Source organism: Pseudomonas sp. AC112, assembly GCF_979253545.1.
This window is the reverse complement of sequence record NZ_CEEDCM010000001.1, coordinates 5,815,047-5,840,194: the sequence shown is the minus strand read 5'-3', so window position 1 is coordinate 5,840,194 and position 25,148 is coordinate 5,815,047. Positions and strand designations below refer to the sequence as shown.

Genomic DNA, 25,148 nt, shown 5'->3' with positions numbered 1-25,148 from the left:
CCCAAAAGTAAGCAAAAGGCTCTTGCCCCAACACTCGGCACCTCGCCTAGGCTCGGTGTGCCCGTAATCCGACAGTGATTTGGGGGGCCGCCGCCACGCGCCATCCATGGCGCGGGGCGGCTAAACCGGCATCCCTGCCGGTTTACCCCCCAAATCCCTGTCGAATTCCGGCCAGCGTGTTTGACGGGGCGCCTAAGATCAAAAGCCAGATCAAGATCAAGAGCGGCTCGCTTCGCATCGTAGATACGCGGTCCTGTAGGAGCCGGCTTGCCGGCGATGGCATCGATTCGGTCTGGCTGATTGCAACGGTGTCTGTATCGCCGGCAAGCCGGCTCCTACATGCGGAGTTTTAACCGGTGCCACGTCACAACTTGATTTTGATCTGTGCGCACAATCCGCCTTCTGCGCGGTTGCTCAAGGTCAGGGAGCCTCCGATGGCCACGGCCAGTTGTTGCGCAATCGCCAGGCCCAGGCCGGTGCCGCCGGTGCCGCGGTTACGTGAGCTTTCCACGCGGTAGAACGGTTGCATGACCTGCACCAGTTCGTCCTCGGCAATGCCGGGGCCGTTGTCCAGGACTTTGATTGAGAGTTCACCCTCGGCCGTCGAGCCGACTTCCAATTGTGCGGCGCCGGCGAATTTGAGGGCGTTGTCCACCAGGTTGACCAGCACCCGCCGCAGGGCGTGGGGGCGGGTGTCGAGTACCACGGCGCTTTTGCCGCTGAGGCTGACCTGTTTGTGCATGTCCTGGTAGTCGAACACCAGGCTGTCGAGGAAGGCGTCAAGGTTGATGCGGTGACTGGCTTCGGTGGTGCCGTGGACGCTGCGCGCGTAGGCCACGCCTTCGCGCACCAGGTGTTCCATCTCGCCCAGGTCGCTCCAGAGTTTGTCGCGTTCGGCGCAGTCGTCCATGAATTCGGCGCGCAGTTTCATGCGGGTGATCGGGGTTTGCAGGTCATGGGAAATCGCCGCCAGGATCTGCATGCGTTCCTTGAGGTATTCGGCGATGCGCTGTTGCATGGCGTTGAACGCGACGGCGGCGTGGGCCACTTCGGTGGGGCCTTTTTCGTCCAGCGGCGTGGGGTGGGCGTTGGGGTCGAGGGTTTCCACGGCGCGCGCCAGGCGGGTCAGTGGGCGGATGGCCAGGCGCACGGCGAACCAGGTGCAGCCCAGCAGCAGCGCCAGTTGCAGCACCAGCACCACCGGCAGCCAGTACGCGACGGGCAGGGCGGCGGGGCGTACGTCGAGGGTGATCGGGCTGCCATCGGCCAGGGTCAGGTGTGCCTGGAAGTGCTTCTGCATGCCGGGGATGTCGCGGAAAGTCAGCGCGTAGTGTTCGCCCAGCGCATCCGCGATCGAGGTGGCGGCCATGGGCATGTCGTCGCTGCGCATCGGCTCGCCGGTTTCGCCGGCATTGAGCAGGTAGCGGTAGTTTTGCCGGTCGAGACGCGGCAGCCAACTGGCGCGTTCGTTGGCGGGCAGGCGGTCGAGGATCGCCACCGAGGTGGCTACGTCGTTTTCCAGGTTGCCGAGCATGGCGGTACGCGCGCTGATGTAGCGCTCGTAGAACTGCGCACTGAACGACAACCCATGGGCGCACACCAGGCTGATCAGGAAGATCAGCGTCAACTGCGATGCCAGGGTGCGCGGCCAACCTAATCTGAAGCTCATTGCTCGGCCCCGAGGATTTCCACCGGCAGGGAGAACACATAACCCTCGCTGCGCACGGTCTTGATATACGCGGGTTCGCGGGCGTCATCCAGCAGGCGTTGGCGCAGACGGCTCACCAACAGGTCGATGGAGCGGTCGAACAAATCGGCATCGCGGCCCTGGGTCAGGTTGAGCAATTGGTCGCGGTTGAGCACGCGCTGGGGGTGGTCGAGGAACACCCGCAGCAGGCGGTATTCGGCGCCGCTCAGGGCCACCAGGGTGTCGTCTTCATCCAGCAGGTGGCGGGCGGTGGTGTCCAGGCGCCAGCGGCCGAAGCGGATCAGCCGGCCGGTCTCGCTCACCACCAGGTTTGGCGGCAGCATCCGCGTGCGGCGCAGCACCGCGTTGATGCGCGCCAGCAGTTCACGGGCGGCGAAGGGTTTGACCAGGTAATCGTCGGCGCCCATTTCCAGGCCGATGATGCGGTCGGTTTCATCATTGCGTGCGGTAAGCATCAATACCGGCGTGGCTTTATGCTTGCCCACCCGCAGCTCGCGGCACAGCTGCAGACCGTCGTCGCCGGGCATCATGATATCCAGCACGATCAGGTCCACCGGGGTGGTGTCGAGGAAGCTGCGCATCTGGCGGCCGTCGGCAACCACCGTGGTGCGCATGCCGTTTTTCTTCAGGTAGTTGCCTACCAGCTCGCGGATCTCCCGGTCGTCGTCGACGATCAGGATGTGATCGACATGATCCATGCTGCCTTCCTCGTTAAATACGGATTGGGCCGCAGTCTAGCCACTGGCGACGGCCTTGCCTTGTGCCCTTTGTATTGCAGTGTATCTGGCGATAAGGAGATACACGACGAAGCAAAATTGCCGGCACGACAGGCTCTATTCCGCAGCATTGCCGATAAACGGTTATGTACTAGTGAATTTTTAATACTTCTAGTTATATATGTGGCTGGGTAAAGTCGCCCCTACTTTGTCTATCTTGCCGCCGGGAAATTGTTCATGAACCGTCCCCACGGGCAGCCCACGCCGATCCTGACCTTGCCCCAGGGTGAAAAGGACCCGCTGTCGATCCGCGCCAAGGCCCTGGTGTTTTCCGACCCGCGCTCGCTGCAGCTGCTCGAATACCTGAAGCGCGTCGGCCCCAGCGAAGCGCCGGTATTGATCAATGACGAGACCGGCACCGGCAAGGCACTGGTGGCGCGCTACATCCACAGCGCCAGCGGACGCACGGGGGCGTTTGTGCCGGTGAACTGTGGCGCGCTCAGTGAGAATCTCGTCGAAAGTGAGTTTTTTGGCCATGAGGCCGGCTCGTTCTCGGGAGCGTCGGGGCGGCGTATCGGCTGGTTTGAAGAAGCCGATGGCGGCACCTTGTTCCTGGATGAAATCGGCGACCTGCCATTGCCCCTGCAGGTGAAGTTGCTGCGAGTGTTGCAGGAACAGGAGGTGGTGCGCGTGGGCTCGCGCAAGCCGATCAAGATCAATATCCGCCTGGTGACCGCCACCAACATCGACCTGCGCACGGCGGATCTGCTGGGAATCACCCGCAACGCCATGCGCACGTTACTGGTCAATCACGGCATGCTCAAGGGGCGTGCGAAGCCCTGAGCAGCAGTGATTCAAACACCTGTTGCACCTGCGGCTCATCGCTGTGGGCCACATTGAAACGCATCGAATCACGATGCGCCGGGTCGTTGCCGAACAGCACGCCCGGTGCCAGCACCATGCCCTGTTTCAACGCCGCCTGGGCGAGCAATTCGCCCCTCACTCCCGGCGGCAAGCGCGCCCAGATGAACATCCCGCCCTCATAGCCCAGCGGCAGTTCGCAGCCGCACCGCTTGAGCCATTGCTCGACGCGCCCACCGGCCTCCATCAAACGTTGCACCGTACGCTTGCGGTGCTTGGCGTAGCTGCCTTCGCTGAGCATGCGATAGACGATCTGTTCGAACAACTCCGAGGTCAAGCCGCCGCTCATCAGCTTCATGTTGGTGAGGTTGGCCGCCAGTTGCGGCGCGGCCACCACATAGCTGACGCGCGCGTTGGCGCTGAGAATCTTGGAAAACCCCGACAGGTAGGTGACCTGGTCAAGACCGGCGAGGGCGGCCAGGCGTGGTGCTGGGTTGGGGTGCAGGTCGCCGTAAAGGTCGTCCTCGACGATGTGGCACGCGTAGCGCTGGGTCAGTTGCAACAGGCGAAACGCCTGGCCCGGGCTGAAGGAATGGCCAGTCGGGTTCTGCAGGACGCTGGTGGTGAGGTACAGGCTGGGCCGGTGTTCGGCCAATAGCTGTTCGAGGGCCGTGAAGTCAAACCCGTCGGGGCGGCGCTGGATTGTCACCACCTTGACCCCGTGCAGGGCCAGGTTGGCGTGGAAGTTGAAATAGCACGGCGCATCCAGCAGCACCGTGTCGCCAGGCCGTGACAGCAGGCGCATGAGCATGTCCAGGCCTTGCACGGTGTTGGGGGTGGTGATGATCTGCTCCACCGGCACCGACAGGCCTTCGCCGTGCAGTTTTTGTTGCAGGGCTTGGCGCAACGGCAGCAGCCCGGCCGGCGTACCCAGCCCGGCGATCCGCAATGACGGTGCGCGCACCACGCTGCGCATGGCTTGGCGAATGGCGTCACTGTCCAGCCAGGCCTCGGGCAAGTGGCCGCCGCCGGGGCGCAGGTCGCCGGAGATCGTCGCGAGCGGGCGCCGCAGTACGCTGAGCAAGTCCTGGGGCAGTAAATCCACCCAGTTCGTGGTGGCCGTATGGGTGCGATCGATAGCCACGAAGTAACCACGGCCCTGGCTGGAGGTGAGCAGGTGGCGCCCGCGCAGGCGGTCGAGGGCTTCATTCAGGGTGAACTTGCTTACGCCCAGCACCTGGGTCAGTTCGCGCACCGACGGCAACTTGCTGCCCGCGGCCCATTCGCCGTTTTCGATGGCCTGGCTGAACGCCTCGACAATCTGTTGCACCTTGGGGGTACCCGCCACAAAGGCGATGGCCGATACGAACATGGGACTTCCTTATCTTTAATGGCGATTTTACCGGTGAAGTTCGGGCGAATTAGGCCTCACTTTACCTGCCTCGCGCAATGCCAAGTGCCTAGACTGCCCGCTCTCTTCCCCAGGTCCTCGGCCATGACAAGTGCGTTAACCCTCTCTTCGTTCCTCTACTTTCTGTTGTTCTGCGCCACCATGACGTTCAGCCCCGGCCCCATGACCTTGTTGCTGTTGAGCCTGGGCCTGCGCGACGGCCTGCGCAGCTCGATTCCCGCGCAGATCGGCGCCAGTGTGTCGTACCTGATTGCGATCCTGATCTTTGCCGTGGGCTTTTCCGAGTTGATCAAGGGCCACCCTGGTATCACCCAGGCCATCCAGGTGATCGGCGTCGCGTACGTCCTCCACCTTGCCTACAAACAGTGGACCAGCAGCGGCGTAGTGATCGAACGCATCGGCCATGTGGAAGCGGCGCGTAGCTTGTTTGGCAAGGGCTTGCTGACGGGGTTTTCCAACCCCAAGACCCTCATCATGTTCAGCGCGGTATTCCCCCAGTTTGCCGGGACCGGTGAGCACGGTTCGAGGCTGGACGTCGCCATCCTCGGCCTGACCTTCCTGGTGCTGCAGTTCGCCAGCGGCTGCCTGTATTGCTATTTCGGCCAGCGCATCAAGCATGTGCTGGAAGACCCCAAGCGCCGTGTGCTGTTGCAGCGCATCACCGCCGTGATGCTGCTGGGCGTGGCGTTGATGCTGGCGCGGGGCCTTGCACACTGAGCGTTTTGAACGCATGAGCGGTAGTGGCGAATTACTGGCGCCCTGATAGACTCCAGGCATTCACTCAGGATCTCACCCCGCCATGTCAGCTGCAGAAGGAAACGGACTTCCGCTCGCTTCACGGCTGTACAAATCCCGCACCCTCGGGTTGACGCTTGGATGTGTCTGCGTGGTGTTCGGGATGTATCCCCTGGACCCCGCCTGGTGGGTATGGGCGTGGATGCTGATCAACGCGTTTGCCTGGCCGCACCTGGCTTATCAACTGTCCCTGCGCAGCGCCAACGCCCTGCGCAGCGAACGGCGCAATCTGCTGTTCGACTCGTTTTGCGGCGGGTTCTGGGTCGGCGCCATGCACTTCAACCCGCTGCCGAGCGTGACCACCTTGTCGATGATGACCATGAACAACGTGGCCATCGGCGGCCCGCGCTTCATGCTGGCGGGGTGGGTGGCGCAGGCGCTGGGCATCGGCGCGGCATTGTTGGTGTTCGCCCCGGCATTCATCGCGGTGACTACCCAGGCGCAGCTCTACGCCTGCCTGCCGATCCTGATGCTGTATCCGCTGGCCCTGGGCTGGATCTGCTACCGCCAGGCGGTGACCCTGGCGCGACACAAGCGTGAGCTGTTGGCGCTGAGCCGCACCGACAGCCTGTCCGGCCTGCTCAATCACGGTGCCTGGAAGGACCATCTGGAAATCGAGTTCCAGCGCTGCCGCCGTGGCTCTGCCGGCGCCGCCATCGCGTTGATCGACATCGACCACTTCAAGGTCATCAACGACACTTACGGCCATGTCACCGGTGATATTGTCCTGCGCCAACTGAGCAAAGTGCTGCGCCAGAACCTGCGCGCCACCGACCTGGCCGGGCGTTACGGTGGCGACGAGTTCTGCGTGATCCTGCCGGACATGGCCCTTAACCGGGCCACCGAAGTGATGGACGCGTTGCGCGACCGCTTCAACGCCCTGGCCTATGCCCAGGATCCGACCTTACGCGTCAGCCTGAGTATCGGCCTGGCGCCGTATCAACCGAACCATGCAGATTCGACAAGCTGGTTGAACGATGCCGACCAGGCCTTGTACGAGGCCAAGAGCAGCGGGCGAAACCGTGTGAGTTCCGTGCAGGGGAGTTGGTTGCGATCGGTCTAGTGGGGTAGGGTGTGGCAGCCCCTCCAACAACAATCAAGGATCGGTTCATGCTCTTCACCTTCTCCCGCACCCTCCTGGCCGCCACCCTGGCCGTGTCCTTCGCCGTGCCGGCCTACAGCGCCGAACCCCATAAACAGATCCAGGCACAATCCGAACAGTACAAGGCCGACGCCCTGAAACTGCTGGAGCGCCTGGTGAATATCGACTCGGGTTCTGGCTATGAGCCGGGCCTGACGCAAGTGCGCGACATTGCCGTGGATGAGCTGAAACAGCTGGGCTTCTCCATCGAGCTGGTGCCGGACAAAGCGGCCAACAACAGTCACGTGGTGGCCACCCTCAAAGGCACCGGCAAGGCCAGGATCCTGCTGATGGCGCACATGGACACGGTGTTCAAGGAAGGCTCGGCCGCCGAGCGCCCGTTCCATATCAAGGACGGTCGCGCCTATGGCCCGGGCGTGATGGATGACAAGGGCGGCATCGTCGCCGGCATCTACGCGCTCAAAGTCCTCAAGGACCAGGGCTTCAAGGACTACGCGCAGATCACCTTCCTGCTCGACGCCAGCGAAGAAACCGGCTCCGATGCCGCCTCCGAGCTGATCCGCAAAACCGCCAAGGCCCACGACGTCACCCTTAACCTTGAACCTGGCCGTCCAGCCGATGGCCTGGTGGTATGGCGCAAAGGCAGCGCCACCGCCGTGGTCGAGGTCAAAGGCAAAGCCGCCCACGCCGGCGTCGCCCCGGAACTCGGCCGCAACGCCGCCATGGAAGCGGCGCACCAGATCCTGCAACTGGGCAAACTGGGCGACGAAGAGAAGAAAACCACCATCAACTTCACCGTAATCAAAGCCGGCGACCGCACCAACGTCATCCCCGACCAAGCCACCGCCAAGGCCGACGTACGCGCGGCCTTGCCAGAAGAATTTGACCGCATCGAGAAAGACCTGGCCCGCGTATCGGCCAACAAACTGATCCCCGAGACCGAAGTGAAGACCAGCTTGCAGCGTGGGCTGCCACCGATGCCGCAGACGCCGGAGTCGGACAAATTGGTCGCGATTGCCCAGGGCATTTATGGTGAATTGGGTAAGACGTTGACGATTGAAGGCAGTGGTGGCGCGGCGGATGCGAGTTTGTCAGCCGGGGTAGGGACGCCGACGTTGGATGGGTTTGGGATTGTTGGCGGGAATATTCACACACCGGAGGAGTATGCGGAGGTGGAGAGTGTGGTGCCGCGGGTTTATTTGCTGAGTCGGATGATTATGGAGCTTTCGAAGCGGTGATAGGGGTGGGGGTATTCATTTTTTTTGGGTGAGCCCCCATTTATCTCACTGAGCATATCCTGTGGAGCTTTTGTGGTGAGCAGGCTTGTTCGCGTTGGGCTGCGCAGCAGCCCCAGAACAGGTGATGCCGATCCACCTGAAAACCCCATTACCTGGAGTGGGGCCGCTGAGCGGCCCAACGCGAGCAAGCCAGCTCGCCACGAGGTGGCTGTGTTGCCTTGGAGAGTTGTATTACCAAGTTGATTGGTCCTCGAGGCTGGCTTTTTGAAGATCGTCTTTCCACCATTCATTCGCTAGCCGATGTATATCCTCGAAAAAGCCTCGAGGCCTTACCATGTCGCTCCATCCCCAGGGCAGGGAACAGTAGAACCCAGGAGCCTGGCGTAGGACGTGCGAAAAGTCATATGCTTCGTCATTTAGCGCAACGCTCAATTTGTCAACTAAGACTTTTCGATGTCGATAATTTAAATCTGTGCTTTTGTCTATTATGTGTTTTTTAATTAGTCGCTCCCTGTCGGCATCATTGTTTATGTCATAAGTTTCGAACTCTTTACCTAACGTCTCTTCGCGGTCGTAGATGTCGAAAGGTCCGAGGAAGTATCGAAGCTTTGGCTGGTACGGGATATTCAGAAAAGGGTGTTTTAACATTGATAGTCGCTCACCGGAAATACGGTGTAAAGTTTCTTTGTCTCGCGATCAAATTTAGCAATGGCCGTATTCATGTTTTCATCAAGTATCGGTTTGTTTAAATCTGTGGGGTTCGGTATGTATCCTCTTCCACAACCTTGCATTTCTATCCGGACGATGGGATTTCCGTAATAGTCCTCTCCGGTAAACGGGTCGAGTTTTCGAACTGTGCGTGTGGAAGCTTCATTTAAAGCAGCGAATTGCATTTTATGACTTTTGAACTGGGTGCTCAATTGCATTATTTATAGTCCTTCAGTGTGTTTGCTTGTATGTCAATCAGATGTCGGTTTTTTTAAGGTTGCTTCTTTATGATATTTTTTATGGCGTTTTAGCAGCACTTTCATGAAGCGCCGTTTTTCGGCGATCTCGTCTTCAAAATGCGTGTCGAGAAGATGGAACACTGATTCAAAACCGAGAGGCTTGGTTTTCTTTTCATCTGTCGAGCCTCCGAAGAGGCGATGCCGATTTGCCTAAAATATTCCTACTGCCTGGAGTGTGGGCGTTGCGTGGCCCAGCGCGAGCAAGTTCGCTCGACACAGGGGCGCGTTTCAGACAGGGTTTTCTTGTTTAACTAAGTAATTATCGAATTTCACGATAATGTGATTCAGCCAGGATAATCCTGAAGCCCATTGGCTGGGGTAGTAGTAATAACAATGCTGCTTGTGCAGTAAAATCTTTTGAAGGGTAGGCTCGTCTATATAGTCATTTATCAATTCTAGTATTCCTTTTTTTACAATTGTTATTGTGTCTCTTGAAGAATCAAACAGGAAGGCGTCTATCACTTCGTCAGCTGTCGAATGTTCTATGGTCCAATCCTGATGAAAGTAAGCGCCGAAAAATTGCTGCAGTTCTGTTAATGGAATTTTCATTTTTCCGGGTATCCCGTCAGTAATAGATAGCCATCTGGCATGCTGGGCCTTCTCTTCAGAACTAGAATGAAATTGTAAACAAGCTCGGGCGTTTCAGTGCCTCTAATAATACTCACGCCAACAGGCTGTCTAGAGCTGTCGTTGATTATATGTTTTTCCATATTCCCTTCTAAAAACTCTATGATTTCGTTCCGGTGATTGTTCAAGCTCCCAGACACAATGGATTCTGCTTCTTCTAGATTTTTGAAGGTTGATGCCGCGGGAATATGCGGTTCCAGATTAAGCCTTGCAATCAGTTGTGCTTCCGTCTGCGCAACATGCTTTCGAATCAAGTGCCCGCCTGCATTTTCATGTGCATCTAGTATGCCGCCAGGGCAATTTCCAACCTTACAGCTCAGTCCTAGGGGGTCTATCCATCCAGTAGGGTTGGGTACGTACTGATATCCGTTGATCCCACCCGCCAGCTTCACCGGGTCTGGCGTGAGGTAACGACCAACATCTGGATTGTAGTAGCGATGACGGTTGTAATGCAGTGCGCTTTCTTGATCGAAATACTGTCCCTGGAAGCGCAGCGGATTGTCGACTTTTCCTATGTCGAGACGGCTGATTTCGCCATACGCGCGGTAATGCGCTGACCAGACGATTTCGCCATTCGGGGCGGTGAGTTCCTGTGGGGTGCCGAGGTGGTCGAGTTGGTAGTGGTAGGGCTTGGTTTCCTTTGGGCCGAAGCCTTCCAACAAGACCAGCGGGCGGAAGCTGTCGGGTTCGTAGAGGTAGCTGCGGTGGCGGTTCGCGTGGTGTTCGGCGATGAGTTTGTCGCCTTGCCAGAAGAACTCAGTCGTGATGCCGTCGACGGTCTTGCTGATACGCCGCCCAAACGCGTCGTAGCGATAGCTCGCGGTTTGGCCGTTGGGCGTCTTAACGCCGATCAGCCGATGCTGGCAGTCGAAACGGTATTCGGTGACGAGTTGATGGTTTTTGCCGCGTCGTTCGCGGATGAGGTTGCCGAAGGCGTCGTAGTCGTAGTGGTGGTCGCCCTGGATCATCAGGCGGTTGCCGGCGACGATGTCGGGGCCGGGGCGGTTTTGCATGAGCAGGTTGCCGGCGGGGTCGTGGCCGAAGCGCTCTTGCTCGTCTTGGGTGTGGTCGGCGCGGGTGAGGCGGCTTAGGGGGTCGTAGTGGTAGCGGTGGTCGCCCTTGCGGGTGTCGAGCAGGCGGGTGAGGTTGCCGGATTTGTCGTAGTCGTAGTGGCGGCGGTATAGCGGGCCTTCGGCGTCGTTGATGCTCTGGTTGAGCAGGCGTCCCTGGTGGTCGTGTTGGTAATGGCTGATCAGTTGGCCTTGTTGGCGTTGGTGTTCCTGGCCGGCTTTGAATAGATGAGAAGTAAGGACTTCACCGTTCAGTTCGACGGTGGCGAGATGGCCACCTTTGGTGTGGTTGAACGTGAGGCGGTTATTGTCAGGCAGGCGTAGGTTTTGCAGGTGGCCGCAGGCGTTGTAGCCGTAGCGTAGGGTGCCCCAGCCTTGGTGCTCGGCGGTGAGGCGGTTTTGGCTGTCGTACTCGTAGGCCAACGCCCAGTGGCCGTCCTCGACGCTTAGGAGGTTGCCCTGGCGGTCGTAGGCGTAATCAACCTTGTTGCCGTCGGGCAGGGTTTTTCGTACAAGCCGACCGGCATAATCGCGTTCGTAGCGGGTAACCAGCTGACTACCGTCATCACCGTGTTCGGTCTTTTCCTGCAGGTTGCCATTGAGGTCGTAGACGTAAGCCGTGCGCTGACCGTCAAACCCAGTTTCCTGTTGGATAAGGCCATTGGCGTGATACTGGAGTCGGTAGGTTTCGCCAACCTCGTTTTCGATCTCGGTCAGCAACAAACGCGCGTTGTTGTAACGGTATTTGACCTGGCTTCCATCAGCGTTGATGCGCCGGCTGATCAGGTGCAGGCCGTTGGCGTATTCGTAGCGGGTGACGTGGCCGAGTTCATCCCGTTCGGAGGTGATTTTTCCGTACGCGTTGTAGCTGTATTCCCGTGTGGCACCGCCGGGCTGAGTCAGTTTAAGCAAGCGGCCTGCGGCGTCCCATTGATACTGGGTCAGCGCGCCATGTTCATCCTCGCGCGCAGCCCGCCGTCCAAGGCCGTCATAGCGATAGCGCTTAACGCCGCCATTCGGCAACTGCTCCTCAAGCAACTGACCACGCTCATTCCAAACCAGCCGATGACAGCTGTGATCGGGATACCAAACCTGCGTCAGTTGCCCGCGTTTGTTGTAGCTGTACTCAGTCGAATGGCCGTCAGGATCGGTCCTACGCGTAACGTCGCCCTGGTCATTACGCTCATATTTCCAAACCGCCTTATCCCGCCTTACAACCCGTACGAATCCATTGTCATGCTCGTAGGTCGTTGGCTCATCATCCCCCGGAAACAACGCCACCAAGCGCCCAGCTTCGTCGTACTGATACGCCGTGATCGCGCCCAGCGGATCCTGCTCAACCGTCAGCCGCCCGTTGTCATCGTAGGACTTGAAGTGCTCGGCCCCGTCCGGATCCACCCGTTGCACCAGCCGTGCGCGCTGGTCATGCACGTAGACTTCCTGGCTACCATCGGCGTTAAACACCGTGACCTGCCCGTTGTCGTCCCAGGCATAGCGCGTGTCCATCTGCGAAAAGCTCGCCCAATGCCGGACACACCGCGCCGCCTTGCCAGCTCGTTCCCACTCCCAGTAGAAACTCGCCCCACCGGCCAAGCCGCGTTCAAGAATGACGTGCTGATCGTCGTACCGATAAACCTCGCTTTCACCGACTGCATTGGTCGCTGAAACGAGTCGCCCAAGGTCGTCATAGGCGTAGGAAACAACCGTTTGTTCCGTCACCCAAACATACGGACCCTCATCCACGATGCGTTGAACTTGGTAGTCCACCGCCTCAATGCGGCCCGACGCGTAGCGCAACAACAGCGAGCGCCCCACGCCGTTATCGAGCCGCTCAATGCGCCCCAGAAAATCCCGGGCAACACGCAGTCGGTTGTCATACGCGTCGCTGATCGCTGTCAGCACACCGTCGCGGAAGTGGTAGAAACGTGACGCCTGAGCCAGCACCAGTTCATCGGGCAACGACCCGAGATAGATCGCCGCTTCAGCCAGGCTATTGGTGATTGCGGGGCGGGAAACCGTGGGCAAGGGCAGGGTGGTCGAGCGATTTTCATGATCGGTCCACACCACCGAATCACCGGAAACACTCAGCCGATGGGCCAGCGAGTGACTCCAGCCAAACCCCAACCCGCAGTCCATTTCCACCGCACTGGTGCGGTACAACCGGGTCCACTCAAACGGCAAAATGCCGTCCAACGCCCCATCGGTGAGGGTCAGCAGTTCTTCGCCCGTGACCATCGACACCGGGCAGCCGTTGGTGGCTGTCTTGTCAGAAGAGGCGGCCGCATCCCCAGCCGGGTTCTTAGCAACAGCCGGCACGTCATCCACGGGCTCTTGCCGCACCAACACCGTCCGTTGCGTGGCCTTGTCCCGAACCATCGGCACCGGGTTGGAAACCAACTGATCCCCAGCCTTCAACGGCGCATCCGGAATCACCTTGATCGGTGTCCCCGCGCTCCCCAGTAACAACGGTTTGGCCGCTTCGACATGCGCTTCCAACCGAGGTCCGACCAGTTGATCGGCCAGCCTCTCCAGCCACTGGCGTGCCCGGCCAGACTTGATATGACTTATCACCAGGGCACCCAGGCGCACCGTCACACCCATTGCCCCCATGGCCCTTATCAGCAACAGGCTGATCAACACCTCGCCGGTGATTTCCCCCATCACCTCGTTCATTTCTTGCGGTGGCAACATCCGTATCCAGCTGGATATCGCCGACACATAAATAAACATCAGCGGCTCATCGCTGAGTACCAGCAGGCCGCGGGCAATCGAGTCTTTGCTGAGTTTCAGCAGTTCATCCAATTCGGTCTGGGAGATGTACCGCAGCAACGTCTCACTGTGGGTCTGGATATCCGCCACCAGGTCGTACAATTGCGTGAAATTGTCCCAAACGCTGTAAAGCGCCTTACCCATTCCGTAAAGAAACGCCTTCTCCAGCATCCTGCGCTGATCAAGCGGGTTGGCGTCTGTGTAGTCCTTCCACTGCGCCTTGAAGGTGCTCTCCCACTCTTCGCGCAGGCGCACTTCCAATGCATCAATCACCGATTGATAAGAGGCATACAGCGCCTTGAAGTGGTCCTTGGAAACATTGGGGTAGAAGTTGACCCGGTAGCGCTGGTCGCGCTCACACTCGTCGATGTCGAGAATGCCGCTCGGGCCGATGGTCTTGTGGATCGGCTCGCCCAGTGGGCCGCCGTTGGGGGCGACGCGCTGCAACACCACCGGCGTGTTGCCGATGGGTACAAATGCGGTGCTTTGGAACATGTGCACCAGGGTCAGCTTGCCGTTAGCCTGGCAGCTCGCGACGGTGCTGCTCGCGAACAGGGAGCGCTTGATCGGCGCTACCAGCGCCACCTCATCCCCCACCTTGAAGACCTGTTCGATATCCAGCGCGGAAAAGCTCCAGAAGCTTTCCGCCCAGTCATCAAAGGTGTTCAGGCATTCCCGGAAATCGCGAAAGACGCCCTCTACATCGACCGTCTTCACATCCATTGGGGTCAGGGCCAGCCTGCCAATGGCCGGGTTCAAGAACCCGCTCCAATCAGAAAATCCATCTGCAATCCCTCGCGCTGTGTAGTCAGGCGAGGGACTTTGCGGACCTTTTCAGGGGAGGGGAGTAGAGCTTATCCGGCCGTTACGTGGGAAGTTTCGACAACTTTTGTCTTCTCCCGCCCCAGCACCAGGCTGCACAGCGCGGGCAAGAACAACAGCGTCAACACCGTGCCCACCAGCACGCCGCCAATCAGCACATAGGCCAGGGACGACCAGAACACCGACAGCGTCAACGGAATGAACGCCAGTGCCGCCGCCAACGCGGTCAGGATCACCGGCCGCGCACGCCGCACCGTGGCTTCAATGATCGCCTCGCGAATCGCCATGCCGTGGTCCTGGTTCTGTCGGATCTGGTCGGTAAAGATCAGCGTGTTGCGCATCAGTATTCCACCAATGCCGATCAAGCCCAGGATCGCGTTGAACCCAAATGGCTGGTTGAACAGCAACAAGGTCGGCACCGCACCGATCAACCCCAGCGGCGCAGTGGCAAAGACCATGAGCATCACGCCGAACGAGCGCACCTGGAACATGATCACCGTAAGGGTCAGCAGGATCATGATCGGGAACAGTGCCGCCAGGGCGACGTTGGCCTTGGCGCTTTCTTCCACCGGGCCGCTGATGTCGATCTGGTACCCGGCGGGCAGCTTGGCGATCAGCGGTTGCAGGTCCTTGAACACGGCCATCTCCACGTCGGGCGGTTGCACGCCGTCGATGATGTCGGCGCGCACTTCCACGGTGGTCGCACGATTGCGGCGCTTGAGGATCGGTTCTTCCATCACCGCCTGGAAATGCCCGACCTGTGCCAGCGGCACGGAGGTGCCGGCACTGTTGGTGAGGGTCATGTTGTTGAGGTTGCCGAGGTCTTCGCGCTGGCGACCCTGGGCACGGGCGACCACAGAGACGGTACGGTTGCCCTCGCGCACTTCGGTGATCGGGTTGCCGCTGAGCAGGGCATTTAGCTGCGACTTCACCTCGTTGGGGGTGAAGCCCAGCAACCGCAGGCGATCTTGATCCAGCACCAGGCGATAAGCGCTGGTGCGCTCGCCCCAATCGAGGAAGGCATCCTTGGTCAGCGTGTTGGCGGCGACGACTTTGCGCACGTCTTCGGACACGCTCCGCAGCACATCCACATTCGGGCCAGAAACGCGGAACACCACCGGGAATGGCACGGGCGGCCCGAACAGCAGTTGCGTCACGCGCACCCGCGCCGAAGGAAACTCACCGGCGGCGATGCGTTCACGCATGCGCAGTTTCAACGCGTCGCGGGCGTGGGAGTCCGGGGTTTGCACGATCAGTTTGGCGAACGCCGGGTCCGGCAGTTCGGGGTTCAGCGACAGGAAAAAGCGCGGCGCACCGCCGCCCACATAGGTGTCGACCAGGGTGGTTTGCGGTTCCTGCAGCAGCGCTTTTTCCAGTTGTGCGGCCACCGCCTCAGTGCTTTTGAAGGCGCTGCCGGGCGGCATGTACACCTCAAGAATCAGCTCGGAACGGTCGGAATTGGGGAAGAACTGCTTTTTCACCACGCCCATGCCCAACCCACACAGTACAAACGCGGCCACCACCAGCCCGGTCACCAGCCAACGCTTGCGCACGCAAGCTTCGACCAGCGTGCGCAGTTTCTGGTAGTAGCGCCCGGCGTAGATCGCATCATGGCCGCCGGGGACCGGCTTGATCTGTGGCAGCAGTTTCACACCCAGGTACGGCGTGAAGACCACGGCCACCAGCCACGATGAAATCAGCGCAAAACCGACGATCCAGAAGATATTGCCGGCGTATTCACCCGCTCCGGACCGCGCAAAACCCACCGGCAGAAAGCCGATGATGGTGACCAGCGTGCCGGTGAGCATCGGCGCCGCCGTGGAGCTCCAGGCGAAGGTGGCCGCGTGGATGCGGTCGAAGCCTTCCTCCAGCTTCACCACCATCATCTCGATGGCGATGATCGCGTCGTCCACCAATAAGCCCAGGGATATGATCAGCGCGCCCAAGGTAATGCGGTCGAATTCACGCCCGGTGAGCAGCATGATCACAAACACCACCGACAAGGTCAGCGGCACTGCAGCGGCCACCACCAGCCCGACGCGAAAACCCAGGGCCAACAGGCTGATCACCATCACCACCGCCAGGGCGACGAAGAACTTCAACATGAACTCGTTGACTGCCAGGCTGATGTTTTTCGCCTGGTCGGAGACCTTGGCGAAGTTCACGCCCAGCGGCAGGTCCGCCTGGATCCTGGCTTCCTGGGCCTTGAGGCTCTTGTCCAGGTCGAGGCCGTTCCAGTGTTTCTCCATGATCACGCCGAGCATCAACGCCGGGTCGCCCTGGTGACGGATGCGGTAGCTGGGCGGGTCTTCATAACCCCGGCTGACGGTGGCCACATCGGCGATGCGCAACACGCGGCCATTGACTTCCAGCGGCACGTTCTCAATCAGCGACAGGCTGTCGAACGCGCCGTCGATACGGATGTAGGCGCGAGCTCCGGCGGTCTCGACAAAGCCCGACGGCGCCACGGCATTCTGTGCGGCGAGGGCGGCAAAGATCTGGTCCGGCTTGATGCCCAGGGTCGCCAGGCGCTCATAGGAAAACTCGACAAACACGCGCTGGGCCTGCTCGCCAAGGATATTGACCTTCTTCACCCCCGGCAGGTTGAGGAAGTCCTGGCGCAGCGCTTCGGCCATCTGCACTTGTTGCCGATGCGGCAAGTGTTCGGCCTCCAGGGCGTACAGGGCGAAATACACATCGGAATATTCATCGTTGAAGAACGGCCCGATCACCCCCTTGGGCAGTTTGGCGGCTTCGTCGCTGAGCTTTTTGCGGGTCTGGTAGAACAGGTCCTGGATTTCGCTGGGGCGCGTGGACTCCTTGTAGGTCATGCGCATCGACACGAAGCCCGGCTGGGCGATGGTTTCGACGCGGTCGTAGTAGTCCAGTTCCTGCAGGCGTTTTTCCAGGCGGTCGGCCACCTGTTCCTGCATTTCCTGGGCAGTGGCGCCGGGCCAGGCGGCGGTGATGGTCATCACCTTGACGGTAAAGGACGGGTCTTCGGCGCGCCCGAGTTTGCCGAACGAGAAGATCCCGGCGGCAAGGATCGCAATGATCAGGAACAACGTGACCGCGCGATGCTTGACCGCCAGTTCAGAGAGGTTGATACCGCGCATGCTCAATTGTCCTGTTTGCGGTTGAGGGCCAGCGCTTGCGCGGGCAGCAGGCGCACCGCATCACCGCTGTGCAACAGGTGTGCGCCGAGGGCCACGATCACCTGGCCAGGGGCTACGCCGCTGTCGAGCAAGGCGTCTTCCTGGCCGAGGCTGGCGACTTTCACCGGGGCGAAACTGACCTTGTCGTCCGCGCCGATCAGCCAGACGCCGGTACCTTGTCCCGCATCCTGCAAGGCGCCGATGGGCACTCGGGTCTGCTGCGCCTGGCCGTTGCCTTGCAGGCGCACGGTGATGGTCGAGCCGAGGGCGAAACGGTCGACCGCGCCATGCAACACGTAGCGGGCGCGGTAGGTGCGGGTGGTCGGGTCGGCGCTGGCGGACAGTTCGCGCAGGGTGGCGGTCACCGCCTGGTCCGGGGCGCCGAAGGGGAAGGCCAGGGCTTTTTGCGACGCCAGGTCGCGTTGGTTTTCCGGCAGGTTGACGATGGCTTCGCGGGCACCGTCATGGGCCAGGCGCGCGACGATCTGCCCTTCGGCTACAACCTGGCCACGGTCTGCGCGTACGTCAGTGATGATGCCGTCGCCATCGGCCTTGAGGATCGAATAGGTGCGGCGGTTTTCGATCTGGCTGGCGTCGGATTGCGCCGAGGCCAGTTCGGCTTCGGCGACGCGCAGGTTGGTGGCCGACTGGTCGAAGATCTGCCGCGACACGGCGCCGGTGTTGGCCAGGCGCTGGTAGCGATTTTCGTCGTCACGGCGCTGGCGCAGTTGCGCCTGGGCGGCATTGACGCGGTTCTTGGCTGAGCGCAGTGCCAGTTCGAAGTCGCCGATGTCGAGCACCAGCAAGGTGTCGCCACGGGACACGTGCTGGCCGGGGTCGACTTTACGTTCGATGACCTTGCCGCTGACCCGAAAGCCCAGGTCGCTTTCGGTACGCGCAGCGACCACGCCGGTATAGGCACTTTGCTGGGTGCCGGCGGCTTCGACTTTGGCGGCAAGGACCGGGCGCGGCAGGGGCACATCGGCGGCGGTGTCGGCCTTGCTGTTGCAACCATTGAGGATAATCAACAAAGCCAGGGGCGTGAGAAGACGCAAGGGGAGAGGGTACATGGCGGGCTCCGAGGGATAACCATTGGGCAAAAAATTATGGACATAATTTTTTACGCATATTATGGTCGAAATATAAATTAATCCAGCCCCCGGATGCTCCCCATGACAAACGCCCCGGTCCCATCGCGAAGCCTGTTGTTTTTACTGGTGGCCCTGACGGCACTGGGTGAGGTCTCGACCCAATTGATCATCCCCGGCCTTGGCGCCATCGAGCAGGCGCTGGCTGCGCCGGCGGGATCGGCCTTGATGGCGCTGTCGGCGTTTGTGGCAGCGTTCGGCCTCGGGCAGTTGCTGTTCGGCCCGCTGTCGGATCGCATTGGCCGACGCCCGGTGCTCATCGGCGGCCTCGCGCTGTATGTGCTGGCGACGTTGTCGATGCTGCTGGTGCAGGACATCCACCAGTTCATTGCAGCGCGCGTGTTGCAAGGCCTGGGCGCCTGCGCCGCGCTGGTATTGGCGCGCACGGTGGTACGGGACGTGTGGAAGGCCGAAGCGGGGCCGGCGCTGGCGCTGACCATGATCGGCATGCTCTACGCCATCGTGGTGGCACCGATGGTCGGCGGCTTGTTGATAAAACTCTTCGGCTGGCACGCGCCGATCGTCCTGGCGCTGGTGATTGGCAGCGTGGTGTTGCTGCTGGCGTTGCTGTTCTTTCGCGAGAGCAACCATTACCTCGATCCCAAGGCCGGCCACTGGCGCACTCTTGGCGGCCAATACCTGGACCTGCTCAAGGGCCGCCAATACCGCGCGTTCGCCGTGGCCCTGGCGTGCACCTATGGCGCCATGTTTGCAGTGATCGCCGGTTCGTCGGCGGTGTTCATCAACCTGCTGGGCTTCAGCACGCTTGAGTACGGGATCAATTTCGGCCTGATCGTGTCGATGCTCATCGTCGGTTCCACCTACACCCGACGCAATATTCTGCGCCTGGGGCCCCAGAGGATTGTGGCGATGGGCGTGACGATGGTGGCCATCGGCGGCGTGTCAGCACTGGTCATTTATGCGCTGTTTGGCCTGTCGGTACTCGGCCTGGATATTCCGATCGCGCTGGTCACCCTGGGCGGCGGCCTGGTGCTGCCGGGGTCGGTGACGGGTGGCGTCATGCCCAACGCACACCGCGCTGGTCTGGCTGCAGGCTTGATGGGGTTTGCGCAGATGTTTGGCGCCACCTGCAGCGGTGTCTTGCTGAGCCAACTGCGCGATGGCAGTGCCGCGCCGATGATCATCATCCAGGCCTGTTTTGCGCTGACGGCGTTTGTGGCGTTTCACCTGTTGCGTCAGCGCCAGGTCGATGGATTGTCCTATACGTAGGACGATCCAGGCCGCTTTTGCCGGCTAGTGCCCAACGGCCAGCGGCCTTATGGTGTATGCACTTTGGAGGTACACCATGAAAAAGCTTATCGGCATCTACACCAGCCCTCGCGGCCATTGGGTCGGCGACGGTTTCCCGGTGCGCACGCTGTTTTCCTACGACACCATGGGCAAGCACATCAGCCCATTCCTGCTGCTGGACCACGCCGGTCCGGCAGATTTCACCCCGACCGAACAACGTCGCGGCGTCGGTCAACACCCTCATCGCGGCTTTGAGACCGTGACCATCGTCTACGATGGCGAAGTCGAACACCGCGACTCCACCGGCGCCGGTGGCACCATCGGCCCCGGCGACGTGCAATGGATGACTGCCGCCAAAGGCATTCTCCACGAAGAGTTCCACTCCGAAGCCTTCGCCCGTAGTGGCGGTGCGTTGGAGATGGTGCAACTGTGGGTCAACCTGCCGGGCAAGGACAAAATGGCCGACGCCGGTTACCAGACGATTGTCGATGGCGACATTCCGGCACTGCCGTTGGCCAACAACGCCGGTCAACTGCGCCTGATTGCCGGCGAGTTCGCCGGTACCCGGGGCCCTGCCCGAACGTTTACGCCCATCGACCTGTGGGACCTGCGCCTCAACGCCGGCAAGCCCGTCACCCTGGACCTGCACGAGGGGCGCAACACCGCCCTGGTGATCCTGCGCGGTACGGTCATGGTCAATGGCGGGGAAGTCGCGCGCCAAGGGCAATTGGCGCTGTTCGAGCGTGATGGTAGTCAACTGACGCTGGAGGCCAGCGACGACGCCAAGGTGTTGCTGCTCAGTGGCGAACCCATCGATGAGCCTATCGTCGGGCATGGCCCGTTCGTGATGAATACCGAGCGGGAGATTCATCAGGCGTTTGCCGATTTCCACTCGGGCAAGTTCGGGCAGATGCACGCCTGACGACCCGCTGCAAAACCCTGTGGGAGCTGGCTTGCCGGCGATAGCATCAGCGCGGTGTAACGCATACACCGAGGCGCCTGCATCGCAGGCAAGCCAGCTCCCACATTTTGTTTCCAGCGTTCTCATTTCATGCGATCTTCCCGTCATTGCCCCTGGAGTCGCCTGGATGCCTTCACTTATCGCTGATCACCCGATGTTGTGCGCCCTGGCGCTGATATTTATCGACATCGCCGTGTGGCGCCTTATCTCCGTCAACCTCGCCAACTGGAAGCTGGCCGCGCGGTTGGTGATTTTTGCCGTGTTCAGTGCCGTGCTGTTCAACGACGGCATGAACCCCATGCAACTCGCGCCCTATGCGGACAACACGGCCTTGCACCTGGCGGCGACGGCGTTGCAGATCGGCTGGTGGCTGTTCGCGGCGCGAACGCTGACGGTATTGCTGGGTGCGGTGATGATGCAGCGGGTCGGGCACACCGGGCGGTTATTGCAGGACCTGATGGGGGCGGTGATCTTCCTGATCGCGATCATTGCCGCCATGGCCTATGTGCTCGACTTGCCGGTCAAAGGCGTGCTCGCCACCTCCGGCGCGGTGGCGATCATCGTCGGCCTGGCGCTGCAAAGCACCCTGAGCGACGTGTTTTCCGGGATCGTGCTCAATACCACCAAGCCCTATCAGCTCGATGACTGGATCTCCATCGACGGCACCGAAGGTCGGGTGACGGACATCGACTGGCGCGCCACGCGCCTGCAAACTTCCCAAGGCAGCATGGCAGTGATCCCCAACTCCCTGGCGGCCAAGGCCAAGATCATCAACTTCTCGCGCCCGGCAGATATGTTCGGCCTGGCGGTCAGCCTGCAGGTCAGCCCCCACGCGCGGCCACAGACAGTCATCGAGGCCTTGGAACGGGCGATGCAAGGGTGTCGGCCGCTGCTGGCCAAGCCGGCACCCAGCGTGGCGTTCAAGACCTCGGCCAGTGGCGGCGTCGAGTATGAAATCAGCGGGTTCGTGCCGGCCATGACCCTCAAGCGCGAGGTGCGCAACCAACTGTACGACCTGGCCTTCCGTCACCTGCAAGCGGCGGGGGTCGGCTTGCTGTCAGCGACTGAAAGCAGTGCGCCACCGAGCATGTCTGCCGCGCGCGCGTTGCTGGAGCGGTCGTCGATTTTCTCCACCCTGCGCCAGGAAGAAAAAGACACCTTCAGCCAGAACATGACCCTGCACACCTACCGCGCGGGCGAGATGATCCTGCCGGCGGGGGAGGTCAGCGATCACTTGTTCATTGTTGAGTCCGGTGTGGTCTCGGTGATGCTGACCAAGGGCGGGCACAAGTTCGAGGCCGGGCGCATGGGGCCGGGAGAGGTGATCGGCGAGGCGGGCATTCTCTCCGACCAGGCGGCGCTGGCGGATTTCACCGCGAAGACGTTCTGTACCCTGTACCGCATCGAGAAGGAATACTTGAAGCCGTGCCTGGATGCGCGGCACGACATCAGCGAAGCCATGAAGACTTTGCTGGATTTCCGCCTGCACGCCGCGCAGGCGCTGACCCAGGAGGCACCGGTGGTGCCGGTTAAGAAAGGCTTCCTGCAGTGGCTGCGCCAGCGCGGTCTTTGAGGGCTGAAGCCGAGTAACCTGCGTTTTTCGCACGTTACCCCACGCAATAAATCGTTTGTCCAACGGCTGGCCGATGACAAAACTGCATGTCACTCGGATAACAACAACGTTGGGCAAACCACATGCAACTCGAGCGCAATTTTTTCAACGGTCAATTTGTCGAACCTGCCAGCGATGCACTGATCGCGGTCTACAACCCCGCCACGGAAGCCCTGGTGGGCCACGTCAGCGCCGCCACGCCGGATGAAGCGATTGCCGCCGTCGACGCCGCCGCCATTGCCCAGAAAACCTGGGGCAAACTCACCAGTATCGAACGCGCCGAGCACCTGCGTGCATTCGCCGATGCGCTGGATGCCTGCGCCGAAGCCATTGGCACCGCGTTGGCCAGCGAATCCGGCAAGAGTGTCAGCGATGCCAGCAACGAGGCGCGCTACGCCGCACAGATCACCCGCTACCACGCCGAATGGGCGCGCCGGATCGAAGGCGAGATCATCCCCAGCGATACCCCGGACGAAAACCTGTTCTTGCAACGCGAGCCGATTGGCGTCGTGGCTTGCCTGATCCCGTTCAACTACCCGGTCTACACCCTGCTGCGCAAGATCGCCCCGGCGCTGATCGCAGGTAACACCGTGGTGGTGCGGCCGAGCAACAACACGCCACTGTCGGCGTTTGAAATCGCCAAGGCCGTGGTCCAGGCCGGGGTGCCAGCCGGCGTGATCAACATCCTGACCATGGACCACGCCACCGCCGCCAGCGTCTGCACCCACAAGGCCGTCGGCCTGATTACCCTCACCGGTAGCGTGAATGCCGGGCGCATTGTGCTGGACTACTGCAAGGCCAATATCGCCAAACCGTCGCTTGAATTAGGCGGCAAGACCCCGGCGATCATCGAGGCGGATGCCAACCTGGAACAGGCCGCCAGCGCCATCGTCGCTTCCAAGACCACCCACTGCGGCCAACTGTGCACGGCGGTGGAGCGGGTGTATGTGCATGAAAGCGTCTACGCGCCGTTCCTGGCGCTGCTGAAAAGCAAGATCAGCGCGGTGAAGTTCGGCGATCGCGCCAGCGACGAAAACCTGATGGGCCCCCTGGTCAATGCCAGCGCGCAACAGCATATCCATGCCATGGTCGAGCGCGCCGTGGCCGCCGGTGCTGTACTGGAAACAGGTGGCGTGCTGCCCGAAGGCCCGGGCCATTTCTACCCGCCGACCCTGTTGAGCGGTTGCCGCCAGGACATGGAAATCATCCAGGAAGAAATCTTCGGCCCGGTGCTGCCGGTGCTCCAGTACCGCGACATCGACGAAGCACTGGCCATGGCCAACGACCACCAGTTCGGCCTGTCGTCGGTGCTCTACACCGAGAACTACCGCACGGCGATGAAAGTGGCGAATGCCATCGAAGCTGGCGAGTTGTACGTCAACCGCACCCCGGCGGACCCTTACCAGGGCTTCCATGCCGGCTGGAAACGCTCAGGGCTGGGCGGCGATGACGGTAAGCACGGGATGCTTGAGTTCACCCAGACCCGCCTGGTGGTCATGAAGTACTGATCCACGAATACCCGCAACACCCTTAATAAAAACAATTATCGGGGCACCCGTGCATCGGGTGCCTGAGGTCCGAATGATGTCCAAGCCTGCACCCGTTGCCCAGGTTCCCGCTGCCGTGCCTGCGGCAAACAGCGACACAGCCAGTCGCTATTTCCAATTGATGTTGCTGGTGCTGGCCGCCGGGGCGATCTACCCGATCCTCTACCTGCGCCAGGTCTACCAGACCACCATGCTCGACGTGTTCCACATCAACCACAGCGAGCTGGGATACCTGTACTCCATGCTCGGCACGATCTTCCTGCTCAGTTACCTGCCCAGCGGTTGGCTGGCGGACCGCTTGCCGCCGCGCTTTCTGATCTTCTTCTCGCTGGTTGCCACCGGCGCCTTGGGCCTGTGGTATTCCACCGTGCCGTCGATGACCGGCCTGATGATTATCTTCGGCTGCTGGGGCCTGACCACCGGCCTGACGTTCTGGGCCTCGGTGCTCAAGCGCGTGAAGATGATCGCCCACCACAGCGAGCAAGGCCGTTTCTTTGGCATCCTCGATGGCGGTCGCGGGCTGGTCGAGGCGCTGTTGGCCACCGTGGCCCTGGGCCTGTTCGCCTACGCCACCGAAACCCGCAGCCAGACGGCTGCCGAAGGCTTCAAGCACGTGGTCTACCTGTACTCCATTGTGTGCATCGCCATCGGCTGCGTGCTGGTGCTGCTCAAGGACCCCAAGTCCATGGCCGAGACGGCGGCGGTGGAGAAGGGCAAGTTCAACCTGGTCGCTGACCTGACCACCCTGGTGAAAATCCCCGAGCTGTGGCTGGTGACCGCCATCGTGTTCTGCGGTTACCACATGTTCTGGGCCACCTACAGCTTCTCCGATTACCTGCAGGGCAGCGGCATGACCGCCGTGATGGCCGGCACCATCACCACCATCAAGCTGTGGATGCGCCCCATCGGCGGCATCGGCGGCGGCTGGTTGGGGGATAAGTTCTCGAACATCTCGGTGTTGATCGTCGCACTGGTGCTGGTGACCCTGGCCATGGTCGGGCTGATCGTGTTCCCGGCACTCAACAGCCTGGGCCTGCTGATCGGCACGGTGATCTTCATCGGCCTGATGACCTACGCGATCCGTGGCCTGTACTGGGCGATCCTCGACAGCTGCGACATCCCGCTGCGTATCACCGGCCTGGCCATCGGCATTGTCTCGGTGGTGGGTTACCTGCCCGACACCTTTATCCCGCTGATCAACGGCTACCTGACCGACACCTACCCAGGCAAGGCCGGCTACAACCTGTATTTCGGCTACATCGCCTTTATCGGCGTGCTCGGCACCCTTGCGGCCTTGACCCTGCGCGCCCGAATCAATCGTAAAAAATTCAACCAGACAGGTGCCTGA

16 protein-coding genes and 1 pseudogene are annotated in these 25,148 nt (G+C 60.9%); 9 read left to right on the top strand and 8 right to left on the bottom strand.

The features are described 5' to 3' along the window. Positions 1 to 364: 364 nt before the first annotated feature. Positions 365 to 1,669: an ATP-binding protein gene (locus tag AC0IYN_RS27130; protein ID WP_471844177.1), complete on the bottom strand. Its 1,305-nt coding sequence runs from the start codon at positions 1,667 to 1,669 to the stop codon at positions 365 to 367. Further along, positions 1,666 to 2,406, bottom strand: coding sequence for a response regulator (locus tag AC0IYN_RS27125; protein ID WP_028616631.1), 741 nt, complete (start codon positions 2,404 to 2,406; stop codon positions 1,666 to 1,668). Before AC0IYN_RS27125 ends, AC0IYN_RS27130 begins: the two co-directional genes overlap by 4 nt. A gap of 255 nt (positions 2,407 to 2,661) precedes the next feature. Between AC0IYN_RS27125 and AC0IYN_RS27120 the strand changes: the two are divergent. Beyond that, positions 2,662 to 3,186: pseudogene (locus AC0IYN_RS27120) on the top strand (sigma-54 factor interaction domain-containing protein); the annotation flags it as partial. 58 nt (positions 3,187 to 3,244) lie between these two features. Here the strand turns inward: AC0IYN_RS27120 and AC0IYN_RS27115 are convergent. Next, the gene (locus AC0IYN_RS27115; protein ID WP_471844175.1) at positions 3,245 to 4,657 is read right to left on the bottom strand and encodes an aminotransferase-like domain-containing protein; all 1,413 of its coding nucleotides are present in this window, start codon (positions 4,655 to 4,657) and stop codon (positions 3,245 to 3,247) included. 123 nt (positions 4,658 to 4,780) lie between these two features. On the opposite strand from AC0IYN_RS27115, the gene AC0IYN_RS27110 reads away from it, so the two are divergent. From AC0IYN_RS27110 to AC0IYN_RS27100, 3 genes are all read left to right on the top strand, one after another. After that, complete coding sequence (locus AC0IYN_RS27110) at positions 4,781 to 5,413, top strand: LysE family translocator (RefSeq protein ID WP_471844173.1); 633 nt, start codon at positions 4,781 to 4,783, stop codon at positions 5,411 to 5,413. An 82-nt stretch (positions 5,414 to 5,495) separates the two neighbouring features. Next, the gene (locus AC0IYN_RS27105; protein ID WP_457240285.1) at positions 5,496 to 6,554 is read left to right on the top strand and encodes a diguanylate cyclase; all 1,059 of its coding nucleotides are present in this window, start codon (positions 5,496 to 5,498) and stop codon (positions 6,552 to 6,554) included. 47 nt (positions 6,555 to 6,601) lie between these two features. Continuing rightward, positions 6,602 to 7,831 (top strand): M20/M25/M40 family metallo-hydrolase, encoded by a 1,230-nt coding sequence (locus tag AC0IYN_RS27100; RefSeq protein WP_471844171.1) that lies wholly within the window; start codon positions 6,602 to 6,604, stop codon positions 7,829 to 7,831. A 641-nt stretch (positions 7,832 to 8,472) separates the two neighbouring features. Here the strand turns inward: AC0IYN_RS27100 and AC0IYN_RS27095 are convergent. From AC0IYN_RS27095 to AC0IYN_RS27075, 5 genes are all read right to left on the bottom strand, one after another. Continuing rightward, on the bottom strand, positions 8,473 to 8,757 hold the full coding sequence (locus tag AC0IYN_RS27095; protein WP_471844169.1) for a hypothetical protein: 285 nt from the start codon (positions 8,755 to 8,757) through the stop codon (positions 8,473 to 8,475). Between the two features lie 309 nt (positions 8,758 to 9,066). Beyond that, the gene (locus AC0IYN_RS27090) at positions 9,067 to 9,387 is read right to left on the bottom strand and encodes a contact-dependent growth inhibition system immunity protein (protein WP_471844167.1); all 321 of its coding nucleotides are present in this window, start codon (positions 9,385 to 9,387) and stop codon (positions 9,067 to 9,069) included. Further along, a complete protein-coding gene (locus AC0IYN_RS27085) occupies positions 9,384 to 14,027 on the bottom strand; it encodes an RHS repeat-associated core domain-containing protein (protein WP_471844836.1) in 4,644 nt (1,547 codons plus the stop codon). The genes AC0IYN_RS27090 and AC0IYN_RS27085 overlap by 4 nt, the downstream gene beginning before the upstream one ends. 131 nt (positions 14,028 to 14,158) lie before the next feature. Then, positions 14,159 to 17,242 (bottom strand): efflux RND transporter permease subunit, encoded by a 3,084-nt coding sequence (locus AC0IYN_RS27080; protein WP_471844165.1) that lies wholly within the window; start codon positions 17,240 to 17,242, stop codon positions 14,159 to 14,161. 2 nt (positions 17,243 to 17,244) lie between these two features. After that, the gene (locus AC0IYN_RS27075; RefSeq protein WP_457249058.1) at positions 17,245 to 18,351 is read right to left on the bottom strand and encodes an efflux RND transporter periplasmic adaptor subunit; all 1,107 of its coding nucleotides are present in this window, start codon (positions 18,349 to 18,351) and stop codon (positions 17,245 to 17,247) included. A gap of 102 nt (positions 18,352 to 18,453) precedes the next feature. On the opposite strand from AC0IYN_RS27075, the gene AC0IYN_RS27070 reads away from it, so the two are divergent. The 5 genes from AC0IYN_RS27070 to AC0IYN_RS27050 all read left to right on the top strand — a co-directional run bounded on the left by AC0IYN_RS27070 (position 18,454) and on the right by AC0IYN_RS27050 (position 25,148). Continuing rightward, positions 18,454 to 19,659 carry a multidrug effflux MFS transporter gene (locus AC0IYN_RS27070; protein WP_406599200.1) on the top strand — a complete coding sequence of 402 codons (1,206 nt, stop codon included), beginning with the start codon at positions 18,454 to 18,456 and terminating at the stop codon, positions 19,657 to 19,659. Between the two features lie 76 nt (positions 19,660 to 19,735). Continuing rightward, positions 19,736 to 20,602, top strand: coding sequence for a pirin family protein (locus AC0IYN_RS27065; RefSeq protein WP_471844162.1), 867 nt, complete (start codon positions 19,736 to 19,738; stop codon positions 20,600 to 20,602). Between the two features lie 166 nt (positions 20,603 to 20,768). Next, the gene (locus AC0IYN_RS27060) at positions 20,769 to 22,214 is read left to right on the top strand and encodes a mechanosensitive ion channel domain-containing protein (protein WP_406599202.1); all 1,446 of its coding nucleotides are present in this window, start codon (positions 20,769 to 20,771) and stop codon (positions 22,212 to 22,214) included. Positions 22,215 to 22,336: 122 nt separating this feature from the next. Beyond that, entirely contained in the window at positions 22,337 to 23,761 is a 1,425-nt protein-coding gene (gene aldA / locus AC0IYN_RS27055; protein WP_457240179.1) for an aldehyde dehydrogenase, read from the top strand. Between the two features lie 76 nt (positions 23,762 to 23,837). Then, complete coding sequence (locus tag AC0IYN_RS27050; RefSeq protein WP_406599204.1) at positions 23,838 to 25,148, top strand: MFS transporter; 1,311 nt, start codon at positions 23,838 to 23,840, stop codon at positions 25,146 to 25,148.